Origin of the sequence: Bacillus changyiensis, from assembly GCF_027706145.1 — a bacterium.
In the GTDB taxonomy this organism is placed as follows: Bacteria; Bacillota; Bacilli; order Bacillales; family Bacillaceae; genus Bacillus; species Bacillus changyiensis.
The window spans coordinates 164,464-182,306 of the sequence record NZ_JAQFWW010000003.1; the positions used below are offsets into that span (position 1 = coordinate 164,464).

Genomic DNA, 17,843 nt, shown 5'->3' on the forward strand with positions numbered 1-17,843 from the left:
GTCTCTTCTTCAGTTATGTCATGTGGATGAATTTAGTCTGATGACTTTCCATTTACAGCTGTGTTAAAATAATTGGTTTATCTTTTGTAATGACAATCGTATGTTCAATCTGTGCGACAAAGCTTCCATCAGGTGTTTTAAAAGTCCATCCGTCTCCAGCTTCTATAATATGTTCGGCTTTTGTTGAGATAAATGGTTCCAAGGCAATCACAGTTCCGTTCTTAAAAAGTGCATCATCAAATGGGTCATAGTAATTTAAAATATGATTTGGTGCTTCATGAAGGCTTTTTCCGATTCCATGACCGGTCAAGTTTTTAATAACAGTAAATCCGTTTGCTTTTGCTTCATTGAAAACAGCCCTACCAATTTGATTTTGTTTTTTTCCAGCTCGCGCCTGTAATAGCCCTTTTTGAAATGCGCTTTCTGCACATTGACAGAGTTTGTGCAAGGTGTCATCACCTTGACCAACAATAAATGAAATACCCGTATCTGAATAAAAGCCACCCAATTCGGCAGAAATATCAATGTTAATGAGATCTCCTTCACGTAATATTGCGGACTGGCTGGGGATTCCATGAGCTACTTCATCATTGACACTGATGCATGTTGTTCCTGGGAAGTCATATTCTTTTTCTGGAGCTGATGTAGCCCCATGAGATTCGAGTACCTGTTTTCCTAACAAATCAAGCTCTTTTGTACTCATACCTGGAGTTGCTTGTTTTTTCATTTCCTCCCTTGCCAAAGCAACAATTCTGCCGATAGTTTTGAGCCCCTCAAGCTCTTGATCATTTGTTACAATCACGATGCATTCCCGCTTTCTTTTTTATATTCCAAAATAAGCTTACCATATCTAATCCTAAAAAAGGAACAGCACCCGCTTTTCCAAATGGAGAGCGAGTGCTGTTCCTTTTATTTTTTATTATTCAGAGTCAGAATTCTTTGGTGATGTAGTATGTGATTCTGACGTTTTTGGATGATGATTTGTGTAGTCATAGTCGCTTGGATTGATCGCTTTAAATCCTTTCGGTTTATAGAACCGAAGCAAATCACCATCGACAATTTTATCTGACATTTCCAGTTCTTTTTTGACTGATTCTTCTACATTTGGATCAACGTTTTTTTCCTCAAGAAGCTTTCCTGTTCCCATATCATAGAAGTTTCCATCTGCTTTCATGAACTTCGGTGAAACGAAGTCGCCATTTCGGAATGGAATAACTTCACGATGTTCAGGAGAAAGAAGGTCAGATCCGCTCATCAAGTAATCTTTTGTGTTCACACCCATCAAATGGAGGAGAGTAGGCATGACATCGACATCGCCGCCATACTTATCGGATTTTTCACCCTTCACTCCAGGAACGTGAATGAACAGAGGAACGCGTTGTAATTTTGCATTCTCATGCGGTGTAACTTCTTTGCCAATCACTTTGGCCATTGCATCATTATGATTTTCTGAAATTCCATAGTGATCACCGTACATGACAATAATCGTATTGTCATATAAACCGGCCTTTTTCAGATCGTTGAAAAACTGTTCAAGCGATTGATCCATATAGTTAGCCGATTGGAAATAATGGTCGACAACACTGTCGCCAGTTTCACCGGCTGGAAAATCTGTATCGCCTTCATCCATTTCAAATGGAAAATGGTTTGAGAGCGTAATGAATTTTGTATAGAACGGCTGTTTCAAACTTTTTAACAGCGGCATAGATTCCTCAAAAAACGGCTTATCCTTTAGACCGTAGTTTTTCGTTTTTTCTTCGCTCATATCGTAATACGTAGCATCAAAGAACTTATCGTATCCGATGGCTTTATACATTTCATTGCGATTCCAGAATGTTTTATAGTTGCCGTGGAACGCGGCTGAGGTATAGCCTTGAGATTTCAATATTGCTGGTGCTGATTGCAATGTGTTTTGCGCTTTATTAATGAACACTGATCCTTGAGATAAAGGATAAAGCGAGTTGTCCATCATAAATTCAGCATCAGATGTTTTACCTTGTCCAGTTTGGTGGAAAAAGTTATCAAAATAAAATGTGTGATCATCATGAGCCAGTGAGTTTAAGAATGGTGTGACTTCTTTACCATTAAGTTTATAGTCAATTGCGAACGTCTGCAGTGATTCAAGTGAAATGTAAATCACGTTCTTGCCCTTCGCTTTACCGAAGTATTTGGCATTTGGTTTATCATGATTAGCTTTGATATAGTTTTCAACTTCCGTTACATCGCTGGAACTTGCAAGAGCACGCTGGCTGTTTGTTTTAATATTTTGAACGGCATCATAAATTGTGAAGTTATAAGCTCCTAAATATTTCACAAGATAGTTGCGGTCAAATGAACGGGTAAGTAACTCTGGACGATCAATCTCCGCAACCGCAAGATTCGCGAGGAAGACGAGGATACTTGCCCCCATTACGATTTTAAATGGACGTTTTGTAGTTGTTTCTGTTGGTCTGTTATAAAAAATCGCAAGTGCAATCAAAATGATTGTATCGATAAAGTAAAAAATGTCGAGGGGATTAATTAATGAAAGAGCGCTATCTCCAAGCTGTCCCCCGTTTGTTTTTGCCTGCATAATGGTAGGAAGTGTGATAAAATCACTAAAAAATCTGTAGTATACGATATTTGCATAAAGTAAAAAAGACATTAAAAAATGAATCACTATAATGGCTGTCTGCTGTACTTTTTTCTTGAAAAGCAATCCTATTCCAAGAAAGAACAAGCTTGAGCTAATCGGATTCACAAAAAGCAAAATCTGTTGAACTGTGTTGTTTATTCCTAAATTAAATTCAATGACATAAGCAGCATAAGTTTTTAGCCATAATAATACAGCGGCTATGAGAAAAAAGGCAAGACCTTTTTCTTTAATAAATCTTTTCAATTGTTACACTCCTTTTTTCCGGATCAGCATAAAACCATCGGAACGAAAGAAAAACGAATGTATAAAATATACCATGAAATCGCCAATTAGAAAAGTAGAAACTATAATTGGTAAAAAAATTGGTTAGCTGCTGATTATGATTGATGTCAAACTAATTATATCATATGAAAGAAAAGGTGAATAAGACCATGGATATCTTTAATTTAATCGCCGAGGATAAGATCAAAAGAGCAATCAAAGATGGAGAATTTGATGGACTACCTGGAATAGGCAAACCACTGAAAAAAGATGAAGCAGCTCACATTCCAGAACACCTTCGGATGGCATATCGTGTCATGAAGAATGCTGGGCTGGCTGGTGATGAAGAGGCATTAAAAAAAGAACGAATGACCATTGAAGACTTAATAGCCCAATGCACTGATGAACATGAACGTGAACAGCTTTTGCTGAGAAAAACAGAAAATCAGCTTAGGCTTGATAAGCTTGTAAGTAAGAAAGGAATGTTTTCAAAGCCAGCATCTGCATTTTATAAAGAAAGAGTATATGAACGATTGGGACGTAAGCGGTGAGCTGGATGAACGGCAGTCGTTGGATTGTCACTGGAAACACTGTAAAATAAGTGGTATAATAGTCATAATTGTTTAAAAAGTCCAAAAAATTCTTTAGAGGTTTAAGTATTGCTTATGGGTGGTAAAGTTTCAAAAAACAAAAAAGGGTGATGAGATGGAACAATTACTAGACTGGGTAAAATTGATTTCTGATTGGCTTTGGGGACCACCTTTGATTATTCTACTGACAGGAACAGGGATATATTTTACGGTCCTGCTAAAATTTTTTCAGTTTCGATATCCTCTATATATTTTTAAACAGACGATAGGTAGCGTGAGAAAAAAGCCGAAGGGAGAAGGGACACTCACTCCATTGCAGGCGTTGACATCAGCGCTTAGCTCGACAGTCGGAGCAGCAAATATCGTCGGTGTACCGGCAGCAATTATGTTTGGGGGTCCTGGAGCGGTTTTTTGGATGTGGTTGATCGCATTGTTTGCAATGGCGATTAAATTTGCCGAAAGCGTGCTAGCTGTTCATTATAGGGAAAAAAATGACCAAGGTGAATTTGTCGGGGGACCGATGTATTACATGACAAAAGGATTGCGGATGAAATGGCTCGGCGTTCTTTTTTCTGTCGCATTGATTGTTGAGCTTGTCCCAAGTATAATGGTCCAAGGAAATGCAGCATCTGTCTCATTAGCACAAACTTTTTCTTTTAATGAAGTTTATGCTGGATTTGGTATTGCAATTTTAATTGGTTTAGTTGTGATTGGAGGAATTAAGCGGATTGGAAAAGTGACAGAGTTGGTTGTACCGCTTATGGCGGGAGCATATGTGGGAGCTGGTCTTCTCATTATGTTGATGAACCTTCCAGCAGTTCCAGAATTTTTCTCTCTCATCTTTTCGAATGCGTTTACCTCATCTTCAGCTACTGGCGGGTTTGCAGGGGCAGTTTTTGCCGAAACGATCCGCTGGGGATTTGCGCGAGGACTCTATTCCAATGAAGCAGGAATGGGAACGGCACCGATCGCACATGCAGCTGCAATGACTGATCACCCGGTAAGGCAAGGGTTTTGGGCTGTCATTGGAATTGTCGTTGATACGCTGATCATCTGCACTACCACAGCTTTTGTCGTCCTCTCCTCAGGTGTCTGGACAAGTGAAAATGCTCTTAAAGATCCTGCAGCACTAAGTGCAAAAGCGTTTAGTAGTTATTTTGGAAATGCAGGAGGATATTTCGTATCGATCTCACTTGCGTTCTTCGTCGTCTCAACGATAACAGTTGTTATCTTTTATGGCGTAAAACAAGCTGAATTTCTGTTTGGACAAATGTCTGGGCATGTCTTAAAAGTAGTCTATTTAGTGGCGATTATCATCGGAGCTGCGGGCGGAGCGAAAGTGATTTGGGGTTTCTTAGACTTAGCACTGTCGTTTATCCTCATCCCAAATATTGTTGCATTAATATTATTAAGTAAAAAGGTAAAAGCGTTATACAACGAATTCTTTACCTCTGAAAAGTATTATTTAAAAGATGTTGAACAGGAAAACCATGATTATGATTCAAAAAAAGTAAAGAACATTTGATTGGAATCGTGTATACCCAATGGTTTAATGTAAGGAGAGTTTGCTAGATTATGAGTATAACATGTAGACATTATCACTTTTCCTATATTCACCTTGTGATGACACTTATCCTTTTTTCATCTGCTTTTTTATCTCATGAAAACGCCGTATTTGTAACCATTACATTTTTACTACTCGTTAACATGACTTGTTTTTCTAACGAGTACCTAGTCATTCGCTATGATCAAAAAAAAACAAAAAAATCATAACAAAGGGTATGCGTGATTTGTTATGATTCAAATACTTTTTACTTCGTTCATATTCTTTCTTTTCAAGCAGGGCCTTGTATATGCAAGGTTCAGCTTGTAAAGGAACCTATACTTTGATTTGTTAATTTTTGCACGTCCTACACACCTAGCATAGCTCACTTGGTGTGTGATAATCTTCTGGCAAGTGGCTGGGGGAGAACTTGTTCTTCCACAGTTTTCTTACCTCTCAACCAGGATCAAAATCATAGTATCTCAGAAGTCACGTAGGAAGTAGGAAGAGTTCTACTCTTTGCTTGTTTTGGGTATGAATAAAATATCGATTTCCTTATATTATAAACCAAACAGTCTTGGCTTATTGTCAAATCCACATGAGAATACGGATTAACCCCATAATTTTCAAAGTTTATTTGGCATTTTTTTGCCGTTCTTTGTGATGGAATATTCGGGTACTGGACGACCTTCATTCATTTGTTTTCCCTCCATTTTTTTAAAAGCTGATCAAATTCTATTGAACCATTTGTGACTCTCAGGAGTGTGACCATTCTTTATTTTTTTCATTAGAGATTTCTTAATAAGCCTCAAGAATAGGGTCGTATATTTCTAAAATTTTATGTAATAAATATAAAGGACAAAAACAAATATAGCAGCATAAAGGAGGTATAAATAGCATGAAAAAAGCTCATTTATTATTATTTTCTGTACTCACTCTATTGGTGATTGTTGGTTGTGGACAAAATGAAGCAAACAATTCCGATACTGATAGTAAAAATAAACAGGCGGTCACTGAAAATAATTCAAAGGAATCAAAAGATGTTTATTTTAAAGAGAATGAAGCAAAATTAAATGACTTAAAAATTAAAATTACTAAAACAAAAGTTATTCCTGCTGGAAAAACAGGAAATGAACATGGTAAAAAACCAATATTTGCAATTTGGTATAAAGCAACTAATTTAAGTGAAAAAGATATTGACCCTACAACAGCATGGATGGCAGTATTTGAAGCGGTACAAGACAATAATCCAAATTCAGTTAATAAGCTTGAAATTGCTGGACTCCCCGATGATCGATTTCTTGATTCTCAATTAGAAACAATAAAACAAAATGGTACAGTAGAAAATGCAGTGGCCTATGAATTGGACGATTTAAAAACACCGGTAACATTAATTGCAACCCAAGGTGTTGGTGGAGGTAAGTTAGGTGAAAAAAACTATAATATTAAATAAGTTGTTTCCACTATATAAATAAAATTATTTAAAAAAACTATCACTGAAAAAGATATATTCATTTGTATTGAATCGATTGTAAAATAACAGTAAGAAAATTATAAAACCCTACAATGTAAGAGGCTGTCCAATAGTCAAAAATTGACTTACTGGATAGCCTCTTTTTTTTTAAAAAAAATGAAAGCGCTAAAAAAATGTTGACTACATGTATATACATGATTACAATAGACCTATAACATGTATATACATGTTTAGATGAAAGCGGTTTCTAAGGAGGGAATAATGTGGAGAATTTCAAACAATCTGCAGAACAAATTCTTCAGGCAATCGGTGGAAAAGAAAATATCGTATCGGCAACACATTGTGTCACCCGTTTGCGGTTGGTCTTAGTCGATGAGAAAGAAGTCGATAAAGAAGTACTCGAAAACATTGATGTTGTCAAAGGGTCATTTTCTGTAAATGGTCAGTTTCAAGTTATCATCGGTCAAGGACTTGTTGAAAAAGTATTTAAACAGTTCACAGCGTTAGCTGGTGTAGCTGAATCTTCAAAAGAAGCTACAAAAGAGGAAGCCGCGAAAAAACTGCATCCTTTCCAGCGTGCAGTGAAAACGCTTGCTGATATATTTATTCCGATTTTGCCAGCCATCGTCACCGCTGGTTTATTAATGGGAATCAATAATATCATGACCTCACCAAATATTTTTTACACTGGCAAATCGTTTATCGATGTTCACCAAAATTGGGCTGATTTAGCGAGCATCATTAATTTGATTGCAAATACAGCCTTCGTATTTCTGCCAGGGTTAATCGGCTGGAGTGCCGTGAACCGTTTCGGTGGAAGTCCATTATTAGGAATTGTTTTGGGGCTGATGCTCGTCCATCCTGATCTGTTAAATGCATGGGGATATGGAAGTGCTCAACAGGAAGGCTCAATACCAACCTGGCATCTATTCGGTTTGAACATTGAAAAAGTGGGCTACCAAGGACAAGTTTTACCGGTTCTTGCTGCATCATATTTGTTGGCACAGATTGAAATGTTTTTAAGAAAGCGAATTCCCGATGCTTTTCAGCTGTTAACAGTAGCACCTATTGCTTTGCTAGTAACTGGATTTATCTCATTTATGATCATTGGACCTATTACATTTATGATCGGAAACTGGATCACAGATGGAGTTGTCGGGATTTTTAAAGCAGTTCCTGCATTAGGAGGTCTCATTTATGGTGGTGTCTACGGTCCACTTGTTATTACCGGAATGCATCATACATTCCTTGCTGTTGATTTACAGTTGATCGGTTCTACCGGAACGACTTTCCTATGGCCGATGCTTGCACTGTCTAATATTGCCCAAGGGTCTGCAGCGTTTGCCATGATGTTTATAAATAGAAGAGATGAAAAATTAAAAGGTTTGGCAATGACGACTTCAATTTCTGCTTGGCTTGGCATTACGGAGCCTGCAATGTTCGGAGTCAACTTGCGCTATAAATATCCGTTTATCTCAGCAATTATCGGCTCAAGCATCGCTGGGATGTTTATTACGATAAACGAGGTAAAAGCACTGTCAATTGGTGTGGGGGGACTACCTGCTTTTTTCTCGATTGTAACAGAAAATTGGGGTCCTTTCTTTATTGGAATGGCGATAGCACTTATTATTCCGTTTGTGCTGACGCTGCTATTTGCTAAATTTAAACGTCAAGCTTAAAGACGTGCTCATCAATATTCCACGGTATCTATTATGAAATTTGAAAAAGCAGGTGTGATGAAAGAATGAAACAACCTTGGTGGAAAAAAGCAACAGTCTATCAAATATATCCGAAAAGTTTTAAAGATACAACAGGAAGCGGTGTTGGTGATATTCAAGGGATTATCGAAAAACTTGATTATATAAAGGAACTAGCCTGTGATGTCATTTGGTTGACACCAATTTATCAATCTCCGCAAAATGATAACGGCTATGATATTAGTGATTATTATCAGATTCATCAAGACTATGGAACATTAGCTGATTTTGAACGGCTGTTACAGGAGGCACACAGACGCGGTTTAAAGGTGATCATGGATCTTGTTGTTAACCATACTTCAACAGAGCATCGCTGGTTTAAGGAAGCAGTGTCTGGTAAAAACAACCCTTACCGCAATTTTTACATTTGGAAAGATGGGAAACCAGATGGATCTCGGCCGACGAACTGGGAGTCTAAATTCGGGGGTTCTGCTTGGCAGTTCGATAACAAAACTGGTCAGTATTATCTACATCTTTATGATGTGACACAGGCTGATTTGAACTGGGAAAATGAAGAGGTCAGAAAAAATGTGTATGAGATGATGCATTATTGGTTTGATAAGGGTATTGACGGGTTTAGACTTGATGTTATTAACGTCATTTCCAAAGATCAGCGTTTTCTTGACGACTATGAGGGAGACGGGCGAAGATTTTATACAGACGGTCCAAGAGTTCACGAATATTTACATGAAATGAACAGGGAAGTCTTTTCAAAATATGACAGCATGACAGTCGGTGAAATGTCATCAACAACCATTGCAGATTGTATTCAATATACAAATTCCCAAAACAAAGAGCTTGACATGGTCTTTAATTTTCATCACTTAAAAACTGATTATGTAAACGGTGAAAAATGGACAGTTAGCAAATTTGATTTTCTGGAATTAAAAAAAATCCTTTCTGAATGGCAGATTAAGATGTATAATGGCGGCGGTTGGAACGCACTGTTTTGGTGTAATCACGATCAGCCGAGAATCGTTTCACGCTATGGTGATGACGGAAAGTATCGAAAAAAGTCTGCAAAAATGTTGGCTACTGCCATTCATATGTTGCAGGGAACGCCGTTTATTTATCAAGGTGAAGAATTCGGAATGATCAACCCGAAGTTTAATGATATTTCCTTTTATCGGGATGTTGAATCACTAAATATGTATGAGCTAATGAAAGAAAAAGGTATTCCGGAAAAAGACATCATTGAGATTTTAAAAGCGAAATCCCGTGATAATTCGCGGACACCTGTCCAATGGAATCAGGAGAAAAACGCTGGCTTTACAACGGGAACACCGTGGATTCCAGTGCCTGATCATTATAAAAATATAAATGCTGAAGAAGCACTACAGGACTCTGATTCAATTTTTTATCACTATCAAAAATTGAATCAGTTACGAAAACAATACGATCTCATAACAACTGGCAATTATCAACTTATTCTTGAGGAAGATCCACAGCTGTATGCATATTTGCGGAACGGGATAAATGAAAAACTGTTGGTTATCAATAACTTTTACGATAGAGAAACCGAGTTTCATTTGCCTGAGAATGTCAAGTATGAAGGCTATGCTGCCAAGGTTCTCATTGCCAATGATGATGAAATTCCAGAGGATTTTACCAACTTTAAGGTGAGACCTTACCAATCAATAGTTTATCATCTTGCCAAACCATGCTAAACTAAGCAGGGTGGTAAAAAATGAAAGTGAACAAATATGTGTGGATTTACAAAGAAATTGCAGAACAAATCGATCAACGGATACTGAACGAAGGTGATATCATCTCATCGGAAAATGACTTAACAGTTCAGTATGAAACATCAAGAGAAACTGTACGAAAAGCGTTAAATATGCTCGCGCAAAACGGCTATATTCAAAAAATTAAAGGAAAAGGTTCGGTTGTGTTAAATAGGGAAAAAATGAGGTTCCCGGTTTCTGGTCTGGTTAGTTTTAAAGAGTTGTTTGAAATGCTAGGTAAAGAAACAAGCACGACAGTACATGAGTTCGGCTTGGTCAGTCCGAGCGATTTTATCCAAAAACAGCTTCGAATCACTGAAGATGAAGACGTATGGAGGGTTATCCGTTCCCGAAAAATTGATGAGGAGCATGTCATTCTGGACAAAGATTATTTTATTCGTCGACATGTACCACGGCTGACAAAAGAAATATGTGAGGATTCGATTTATCAATATATTGAGGGAGAACTTGGGCTTGGCATCAGTTATGCTCATAAGGAAATCGTAGTTGAACCGTGTACAGAAGCAGATCAAAATTATTTGGATTTAAATGGTTATGAACACATCGTTGTCGTTAAAAACTTTGTCTTTTTAGATGATACATCATTGTTTCAATATACGGAAAGCAGACATCGACTGGATAAATTCCGGTTTGTCGATTTTGCTAGAAGAGTGAAGTAGCACGGTCCGCTTGGGTAGCGGCCGTGTTTTTTTATCATTTCTTTTTTGATTGAATATGATGGAGGAGGAAAAAGATTGGAGGCTTTCATAAATGGTTCATGAAACTGTAAAACTAGGCAAGAATGTCACATTAGGAGACCACGTGGTGATCGAAGAAGATGTCACAATTGGCGATGATTCAGAGATAGGTCATCATACCATTATTAAAAAAAATACACAGATTGGAAGAGGCGTAAAGATTGGTGATCTAACTGTTCTTGGAAAAGGAACAGCTTCAAATAAAAAAATGGCGCGCGAGCCCAGAAAGAGCGGTAGTCCGTTAATCATTGAAGATGATGTAGTAATCGGCTCAGGAGTCGTCATATATTGGGATGTGCAACTAAAAAAAGGTGCGTTTGTAGGCGATCTCGCAAGCATTCGCGAAAATGTAAAGGTTGGAAGAGATAGTATTATAGGGCGTAACGCTATGGTTGAAAATCATACAAACATTGGTAGCCGTGTAACAATTCAAACGGGGTGTTATATTACGGCTGATATGGAAATAGAAGATGATGTGTTTATCGGTCCTTGTTGTTCAACATCAAATGATAAATATATGGGAGTGAGTCATGGTGAATATCAAGGTCCAATTATAAAAAAAGGGGCGAAAATCGGCAATAATGCAACTTTATTGCCAGCGGTTGTTATCGGTCAACATTCGATCATTGGTGCGGGAGCTGTCATTACCAAAGATGTTCCTGCTAGGAAAACAGTTGTGGGGAATCCTGGTCGGGTCATGAAGTGAATTGTAAGAGGGAAAATAGGGAATCTATTTCAAGTTAAATAACGTGGCTGGTTCAAAAAGACAAACATATGATAATGAAGCATCACCTGAAACAAAGTGAAGCTTATACCATATGATCGGAGGTTAAATGGATAAATGTCTATCCGAAATTTAGTGGTGAACGGTGGCTTTGAATCAGGAACCCTCTTTCCTTGGAGTGGAGGAAATTCATCTGTCATTAACCAATCTTCTCATTCGGGTTTTTCCTCAGCCAAGTTGTTAGGGGGAACGGCAAATTCATTCATCATTCAGTCTGTTCCGATTGAACCAGGAGAAGGGGGAGAGTTTCTCGTATCCCTAGCAAAATCCGAAGCGATTACTGCCCCTTCAGTAATCATTCAGATTACTTATTTTGATAATGAATTTAATTTTCTTGGATTTGGACTATTTACGACTATACCTTCAAGTAGAATACCTGTATCACAAAGTGGGACATGGCTTGAAACATATCAAACGGTAGAGCCAGCTCCGGAAGGAACCACACAAGCTTCTATTTTGATTGCGAACCTTCCACAAGTTGGAACTACAAATATTTTAATAGATGATGTTGCATTGTTAATTTCAGACGGAAATGGAGGCCCAACGGGAGCGACGGGTCCAACCGGGTCAACAGGCCCAACGGGAGCAAGCGGCCCGACCGGAGCAACGGGTCCGACCGGAGCGACGGGTCCGACCGGAGCAAGCGGCCCAACGGGAGCGACGGGTCCAACGGGAGCGACGGGTCCAGCCGGGGCAACAGGTCCAACGGGAGCAACAGGAGCAACAGGAGCAACGGGTCCAGCCGGGGCAACAGGCCCAACGGGAGCGACGGGTCCAGCCGGGGCAACAGGCCCAACGGGAGCGACGGGTCCGACCGGAGCAACAGGAGCAACCGGAGCAACGGGTCCAGCCGGGGCAACAGGTCCAACGGGAGCGACGGGTCCAACGGGAGCGACGGGTCCAACGGGAGCAACGGGTCCAACGGGAGCAACGGGTCCAACCGGGGCAACAGGAGCAACAGGCCCAATGGGAGCGACGGGTCCAGCCGGGGCAACAGGCCCAACGGGAGCGACGGGTCCGACCGGAGCAACAGGAGCAACAGGAGCAACGGGTCCAGCCGGGGCAACAGGCCCAACGGGAGCGACGGGTCCAGCCGGGGCAACCGGAGCGACGGGTCCAGCCGGGGCAACCGGAGCAACGGGTCCAACCGGGGCAAGCGGCCCAACGGGAGCGACGGGTCCAACGGGAGCAACGGGTCCAACCGGGGCAAGCGGCCCAACGGGAGCGACGGGTCCAACGGGAGCAACGGGTCCGACCGGGGCAACAGGAGCAACGGGAGCAACGGGTCCAACCGGGGCAACAGGAGCAACAGGAGCAACGGGTCCAGCCGGGGCAACCGGCCCAACGGGAGCAACGGGTCCGACCGGGGCAACGGGAGCAACGGGTCCAGCCGGGACAACAGGCCCAACGGGAGCGACGGGTCCAGCCGGGGCAACCGGAGCAACGGGTCCAACCGGGGCAACGGGAGCAACGGGTCCAACCGGAGCAACAGGAGCGACGGGTCCAGCCGGGGCAACAGGCCCAACGGGAGCAACGGGTCCAGCCGGGGCAACAGGCCCAACGGGAGCAACGGGTCCAGCCGGGGCAACAGGCCCAACGGGAGCAACGGGTCCAATTGGGCCAGGTAGTATATTAGCTACACCTTCTCAATCAAACTCAGCTCTACCATTAACAATCGGCAATGAGTTGTCGGTTTTAGAAACACAAGTAAATGTATTAGAAGGGCAAAGTGTTAAGCTCGATTCAATGGCTGAAGTAGATGTAATAATCGGTCCATCATCATTATTTCAATACAGCATTATTTTTAGTATTTACCGAAATGGTGAAGTCATTGCACAAGTAACAGAAGATAATCAAGGTGAAAAATCAACAGGATCAGTTCGCGTATATAGTGATATTCCAAATTTAACTTGGATTGATATTCCGGAAGTGGGAATAAACACTTATGAACTGAGAATTGAAATGATTGGTAGTAATATTCTTACTGCTTCAGTAAATACACGCTCTTTAACGGCCTTAATTTACGGATGATTTTATAAGAAGTAAATTTATGAAAGCATTTGAAAAGTCTTTTGATTCCGAAAGTGATACCCCCTTTCCAATTTTAAGTAATCTCTATTGGAAGGGGGGTTTATTGTACCAAACTATTAAAAGGATTTTGTTATTACATGTGTTAAATAACGTGACCGTCCCAGTTCATGAAACATAATATATGTTAGCTTCTGAAATAGAGTATAGAAGCTATTTCTAAGAAAAAGGAGGTTTACATCCCTAGATGTCAATACGTAATGTAGTAGTTAATGGTAGTTTTGAAACGGGGACACTAGCACCTTGGGTTGGTCAGAATGCAATTGCTACAACTCAATTTTCCCACTCAGGTTTTTGGTCGGCAAGGTTATTAGGAGGAAATGTAGTTTCATTTATAGCTCAATTTGTTCCTGTTGATGAAGGAGAACAATTCGAGTTCCTTGTTTCTTTAGCAAAGTCAGGGTTTTTACCATCACCTCAAGTGCAAATTCAAGTTTCTTATTTTGATAGTATGTTTAATTCGCTAGGGCAGGGGCTCTTCGTAGATATTCCATTTAATAGATTACCAGTTGTAGAAAATAACACTTGGCTTGAAGTCTACCGAACGACTGAACCGGCTCCAGCAGGCGCTACAATGGCATTTATCTTAATTAATACTTTGCCACAACTGGGAACAGCGAATGTTATAGTAGACGATGTTGCTCTATTAGATATTGAGGTTAGTGCTCCAACAGGAGCAACCGGACCGACGGGACCAACGGGACCAACGGGACCAACCGGACCGACGGGACCAACGGGACCAACGGGACCAACCGGGCCAACGGGACCGACGGGACCAACGGGGCCAACGGGACCAACCGGACCGACGGGACCAACGGGGCCAACGGGACCAACCGGACCGACGGGGCCAACGGGGCCAACGGGACCAACCGGACCAACGGGACCGACGGGACCAACGGGACCGACGGGACCAACGGGGCCAACGGGACCAACCGGACCGACGGGGCCAACGGGGCCAACGGGACCAACCGGACCAACGGGGCCAACGGGACCAACCGGACCAACGGGGCCAACAGGACCGACTGGACCAACGGGGCCAACAGGACCAACAGGACCGACTGGACCAACGGGGCCAACAGGACCAACAGGACCGACTGGACCGACGGGACCAACAGGACCAACGGGACCAACCGGGCCAACGGGACCAACGGGACCAACGGGGCCGACTGGACCAACAGGACCAACGGGACCAACGGGACCGACGGGGCCAACGGGACCAACCGGACCAACCGGACCGACCGGACCAACAGGGCCGACTGGACCAACCGGACCAACAGGACCAACAGGACCAACAGGGCCAACCGGACCAACAGGACCAACAGGACCGACGGGACCAACGGGACCAACGGGACCAACGGGGCCAACAGGACCAACCGGACCGACGGGACCAACGGGACCAACGGGACCAACGGGACCGACTGGACCAACGGGACCAACAGGGCCAACGGGACCGACCGGACCAACGGGGCCGACCGGACCAACGGGGCCAACGGGACCAACCGGACCGACTGGACCAACGGGACCGACTGGGCCAACTGGACCAACGGGGCCAACGGGACCAACCGGACCGACGGGACCGACGGGACCAACGGGGCCAACAGGACCAACAGGACCGACGGGACCAACGGGGCCGACGGGACCGACTGGACCAACGGGACCAACGGGGCCGACCGGACCAACCGGGCCAACTGGACCAACGGGACCGACTGGACCAACGGGACCAACCGCAGGGGCCGGAGGATTGGTGCAACTACGCCAATTTCTTAACCAATAGACCTCTATTAATATGATTAACTTCTAACGAAGTGGGAAGGGGTGCATGAAGGCCCCTCCTTTTAAAAAAGATAAAGGGACTGTTGATAAGCCTGAGCTTAGTACAGTCCCTTCTTTATTATGAAATCAATTTTATTTATTTTAACACTTGGTTCAATTCTTCTTTTATGTGATTGATACTATTCAAATAAGTTCCTCCTCCGGATGCGAGACTTAGATCAAAATAGTGTTGCATTTTTTCAATAAGAGGATGAACACACTTCTTTTTCGCTTCTTGATCAAGGTGGCGTGTAAAGCCGTTATTTTGATACTCTATTGCAGTATCTGAATAAACTTTTCCAATAATAAAATACTTTAGTGCTTTTTTCTGAGTTTCCTTCAACTCCCTCCATTTAATAAAAGGTAAATAAACTTCCTCACTGAAATGCTCAATAATATACTCCATCACGTAAATAATTGAAGGAATCCTTTTGTCAATGTCATAAGTAAAACTATTTTGATGACGGCGATAACAATAAACCGGTTTGTTTAAATAATGAATATTCCAACCTCTTTCAATATTAACAATACTGTTCAATGTATCTCCGGCATAGAGATTTTTAGGATCGGCTATCCAGGAATAGTTATGATTGCGGTAAAATGACAATTTGAACAATCCGACCATTGGAAAAACGCCTGAACCTTTTCTTTCAAATATACGACAGATCACCTCATCTTCTGTATAAGATTTATACGTCCATTTGCCAATTGTTTTTCCATCAGAGTTAACTAATAAAAAATCACCGTAAACATAATCTAAATCTTCTTGCTCGACAAAACACTCCATAAAATCAAAGAGCACGTTGTCGTGTGCCAAAAAATCATCAGCACTTACTGGTAAAACATATTCCCCGCTTGCTTTTTCAAAAATTTCGGAAAAGGCTGCATCTGCCATACCGATGTTTTTTTGATGGTATATCGTTTTTATTTGTGGGTAATTTTCCTGAAATGCTTCAATTTTTTTGACTGAGTCATCTGAAGAATGATCATCAACAATGATAATTTCAATGTTTGGATAAGTTTGATGCAGTACAGATTGAAGGCATTGGTCTAAAAAACGACTGTAATTATAATTAACAATTCCAACTGTAATTTTAGGAAGGCTAAAATTATTTTTCTTGTTATTTCTAGCTGTTTTAATAAAGTGATGAACGAGATGACTGATCTTCTCCATTTGATTTTTATATGAATAATGTTCTTCAATAAAAGTGCGGTACTGGTTGGATGAATAATGATTTTCAGTGATCATGTCGACTAGTTCATCAATGGTGTTCCATACAAACGCTTGATTATAAATTTTCTTCGCTCCGTAAAAGTTATGAATCAAGGGCTTAATTCCTTTTGCCATTGCTTCCATGATTGACATTTGCTGACTTTCTAAAAGACTTGTTGAAATGAGATAGTGCTTATCTTCTAAGTATTGATTCATATCAGTTTGCCATCCATCTAAATAGACGTTTTCTGTTAAATTTAGCTCTTCGATCATTTGTTTAAAATATAATTGATATCGTATATCTTGATAGCGGCCGGCAATAAAAAGTTTATATCTTGGATCTCTGTCATAAATGGCCTTGAATGCTTGTAGTAAAAGCATGGGACCCTTTTTATAATTAATATAACCGACATATGCGATATGAAATCCCTTTTCGCGCTGTTTAAATGTATACTGATCTAAATCAACGCCATTAGCAATTGTGATCGTTTGTTCTTCCTGAAGGCTTTTAACCTGATCAAATACATATTCTTTTATATGTTCTCCATCAAAGATGAGTTTGTCTACACTATTCCACCGAACATGATAAATATATGAAGTGAAAGCTTCATAGCTATGAAGTTTACATACCATTGTTTTTTTCTCGGCTAGTGGCAATTTGCTTCCATAAATCAGAAGATTATCACACCATTCAAACCAGCAAATATCTGCCCACTTCATTCCATCGTCAATTTGCTTCAAGTCTGTAATGATTAATTTCATCGTTCTGTAGGAATCTGAAAAATATTCTATGACTGGATTTAAAAATGTATCTAAATTTGGTTTTACAAAAAAGACAATTTTGGGACGAGTTTCTGTGTATTTTTCGAAAAGACGGTGTTTTTCACGAAACAGTTTTTCCTTTTGCATGAGGTTCATGAATTGTGCGGCGTCATCATATAATTCACATGCTTCCTGAAATAATCGTTTTTTTTCATATATAAATCCAAGACCGATGAGCAAACCAAGGTCAAACGGTTTGACCATTTGTTTTGTCTTAATCAGTTGTTCGGCATCTGTCCATTTATCTTCAGAAATAAACTGAATCCATTCATCTTCATTCCATTCTAATTCCAAGATCATAAACAGAGACTCCAGTTCTTGTTTGGGGGTCATGAAAATCCTCCTGTCACGTAAAAGTTACTGTTCATATTTATATTCAGTA

Annotated in this window: 12 protein-coding genes; 9 read left to right on the forward strand and 3 right to left on the reverse strand. The window is 40.9% G+C overall.

Annotated elements, in window-relative coordinates:
• Positions 1 to 52: 52 nt before the first annotated feature.
• Entirely contained in the window at positions 53 to 802 is a 750-nt protein-coding gene (gene map, locus PDT38_RS12585; protein WP_270802035.1) for a type I methionyl aminopeptidase, read from the reverse strand.
• A 117-nt stretch (positions 803 to 919) separates the two neighbouring features.
• Entirely contained in the window at positions 920 to 2,878 is a 1,959-nt protein-coding gene (locus PDT38_RS12590) for an LTA synthase family protein (protein ID WP_270802037.1), read from the reverse strand.
• Positions 2,879 to 3,066: 188 nt separating this feature from the next.
• Between PDT38_RS12590 and PDT38_RS12595 the strand changes: the two genes are divergently transcribed.
• The 9 genes from PDT38_RS12595 to PDT38_RS12635 all read left to right on the forward strand — a co-directional run bounded on the left by PDT38_RS12595 (position 3,067) and on the right by PDT38_RS12635 (position 15,388).
• Entirely contained in the window at positions 3,067 to 3,447 is a 381-nt protein-coding gene (locus PDT38_RS12595) for a DnaJ family domain-containing protein (RefSeq protein WP_270802038.1), read from the forward strand.
• 154 nt (positions 3,448 to 3,601) lie between these two features.
• Positions 3,602 to 5,011 carry an alanine/glycine:cation symporter family protein gene (locus PDT38_RS12600; RefSeq protein WP_270802039.1) on the forward strand — a complete coding sequence of 470 codons (1,410 nt, stop codon included), beginning with the start codon at positions 3,602 to 3,604 and terminating at the stop codon, positions 5,009 to 5,011.
• A gap of 916 nt (positions 5,012 to 5,927) precedes the next feature.
• Entirely contained in the window at positions 5,928 to 6,482 is a 555-nt protein-coding gene (locus PDT38_RS12605) for a DUF5067 domain-containing protein (RefSeq protein ID WP_270802041.1), read from the forward strand.
• Between the two features lie 284 nt (positions 6,483 to 6,766).
• Positions 6,767 to 8,182: a PTS system trehalose-specific EIIBC component gene (treP, locus tag PDT38_RS12610; protein WP_270802043.1), complete on the forward strand. Its 1,416-nt coding sequence runs from the start codon at positions 6,767 to 6,769 to the stop codon at positions 8,180 to 8,182.
• Positions 8,183 to 8,247: 65 nt separating this feature from the next.
• Positions 8,248 to 9,927, forward strand: coding sequence for an alpha,alpha-phosphotrehalase (gene treC / locus PDT38_RS12615; RefSeq protein WP_270802045.1), 1,680 nt, complete (start codon positions 8,248 to 8,250; stop codon positions 9,925 to 9,927).
• A 20-nt stretch (positions 9,928 to 9,947) separates the two neighbouring features.
• A complete protein-coding gene (treR, locus tag PDT38_RS12620; protein WP_270802047.1) occupies positions 9,948 to 10,664 on the forward strand; it encodes a trehalose operon repressor in 717 nt (238 codons plus the stop codon).
• 91 nt (positions 10,665 to 10,755) lie between these two features.
• Positions 10,756 to 11,448: an acyltransferase gene (locus PDT38_RS12625; RefSeq protein ID WP_270802049.1), complete on the forward strand. Its 693-nt coding sequence runs from the start codon at positions 10,756 to 10,758 to the stop codon at positions 11,446 to 11,448.
• Positions 11,449 to 11,583: 135 nt separating this feature from the next.
• Positions 11,584 to 13,557 carry an NTTRR-F1 domain gene (locus PDT38_RS12630; protein WP_270802050.1) on the forward strand — a complete coding sequence of 658 codons (1,974 nt, stop codon included), beginning with the start codon at positions 11,584 to 11,586 and terminating at the stop codon, positions 13,555 to 13,557.
• A gap of 244 nt (positions 13,558 to 13,801) precedes the next feature.
• Positions 13,802 to 15,388 (forward strand): NTTRR-F1 domain, encoded by a 1,587-nt coding sequence (locus PDT38_RS12635; RefSeq protein ID WP_270802052.1) that lies wholly within the window; start codon positions 13,802 to 13,804, stop codon positions 15,386 to 15,388.
• Positions 15,389 to 15,523: 135 nt separating this feature from the next.
• On the opposite strand, the gene PDT38_RS12640 is transcribed toward PDT38_RS12635, so the two are convergent.
• Positions 15,524 to 17,794 (reverse strand): glycosyltransferase, encoded by a 2,271-nt coding sequence (locus PDT38_RS12640; protein ID WP_270802054.1) that lies wholly within the window; start codon positions 17,792 to 17,794, stop codon positions 15,524 to 15,526.
• Positions 17,795 to 17,843: the final 49 nt, after the last annotated feature.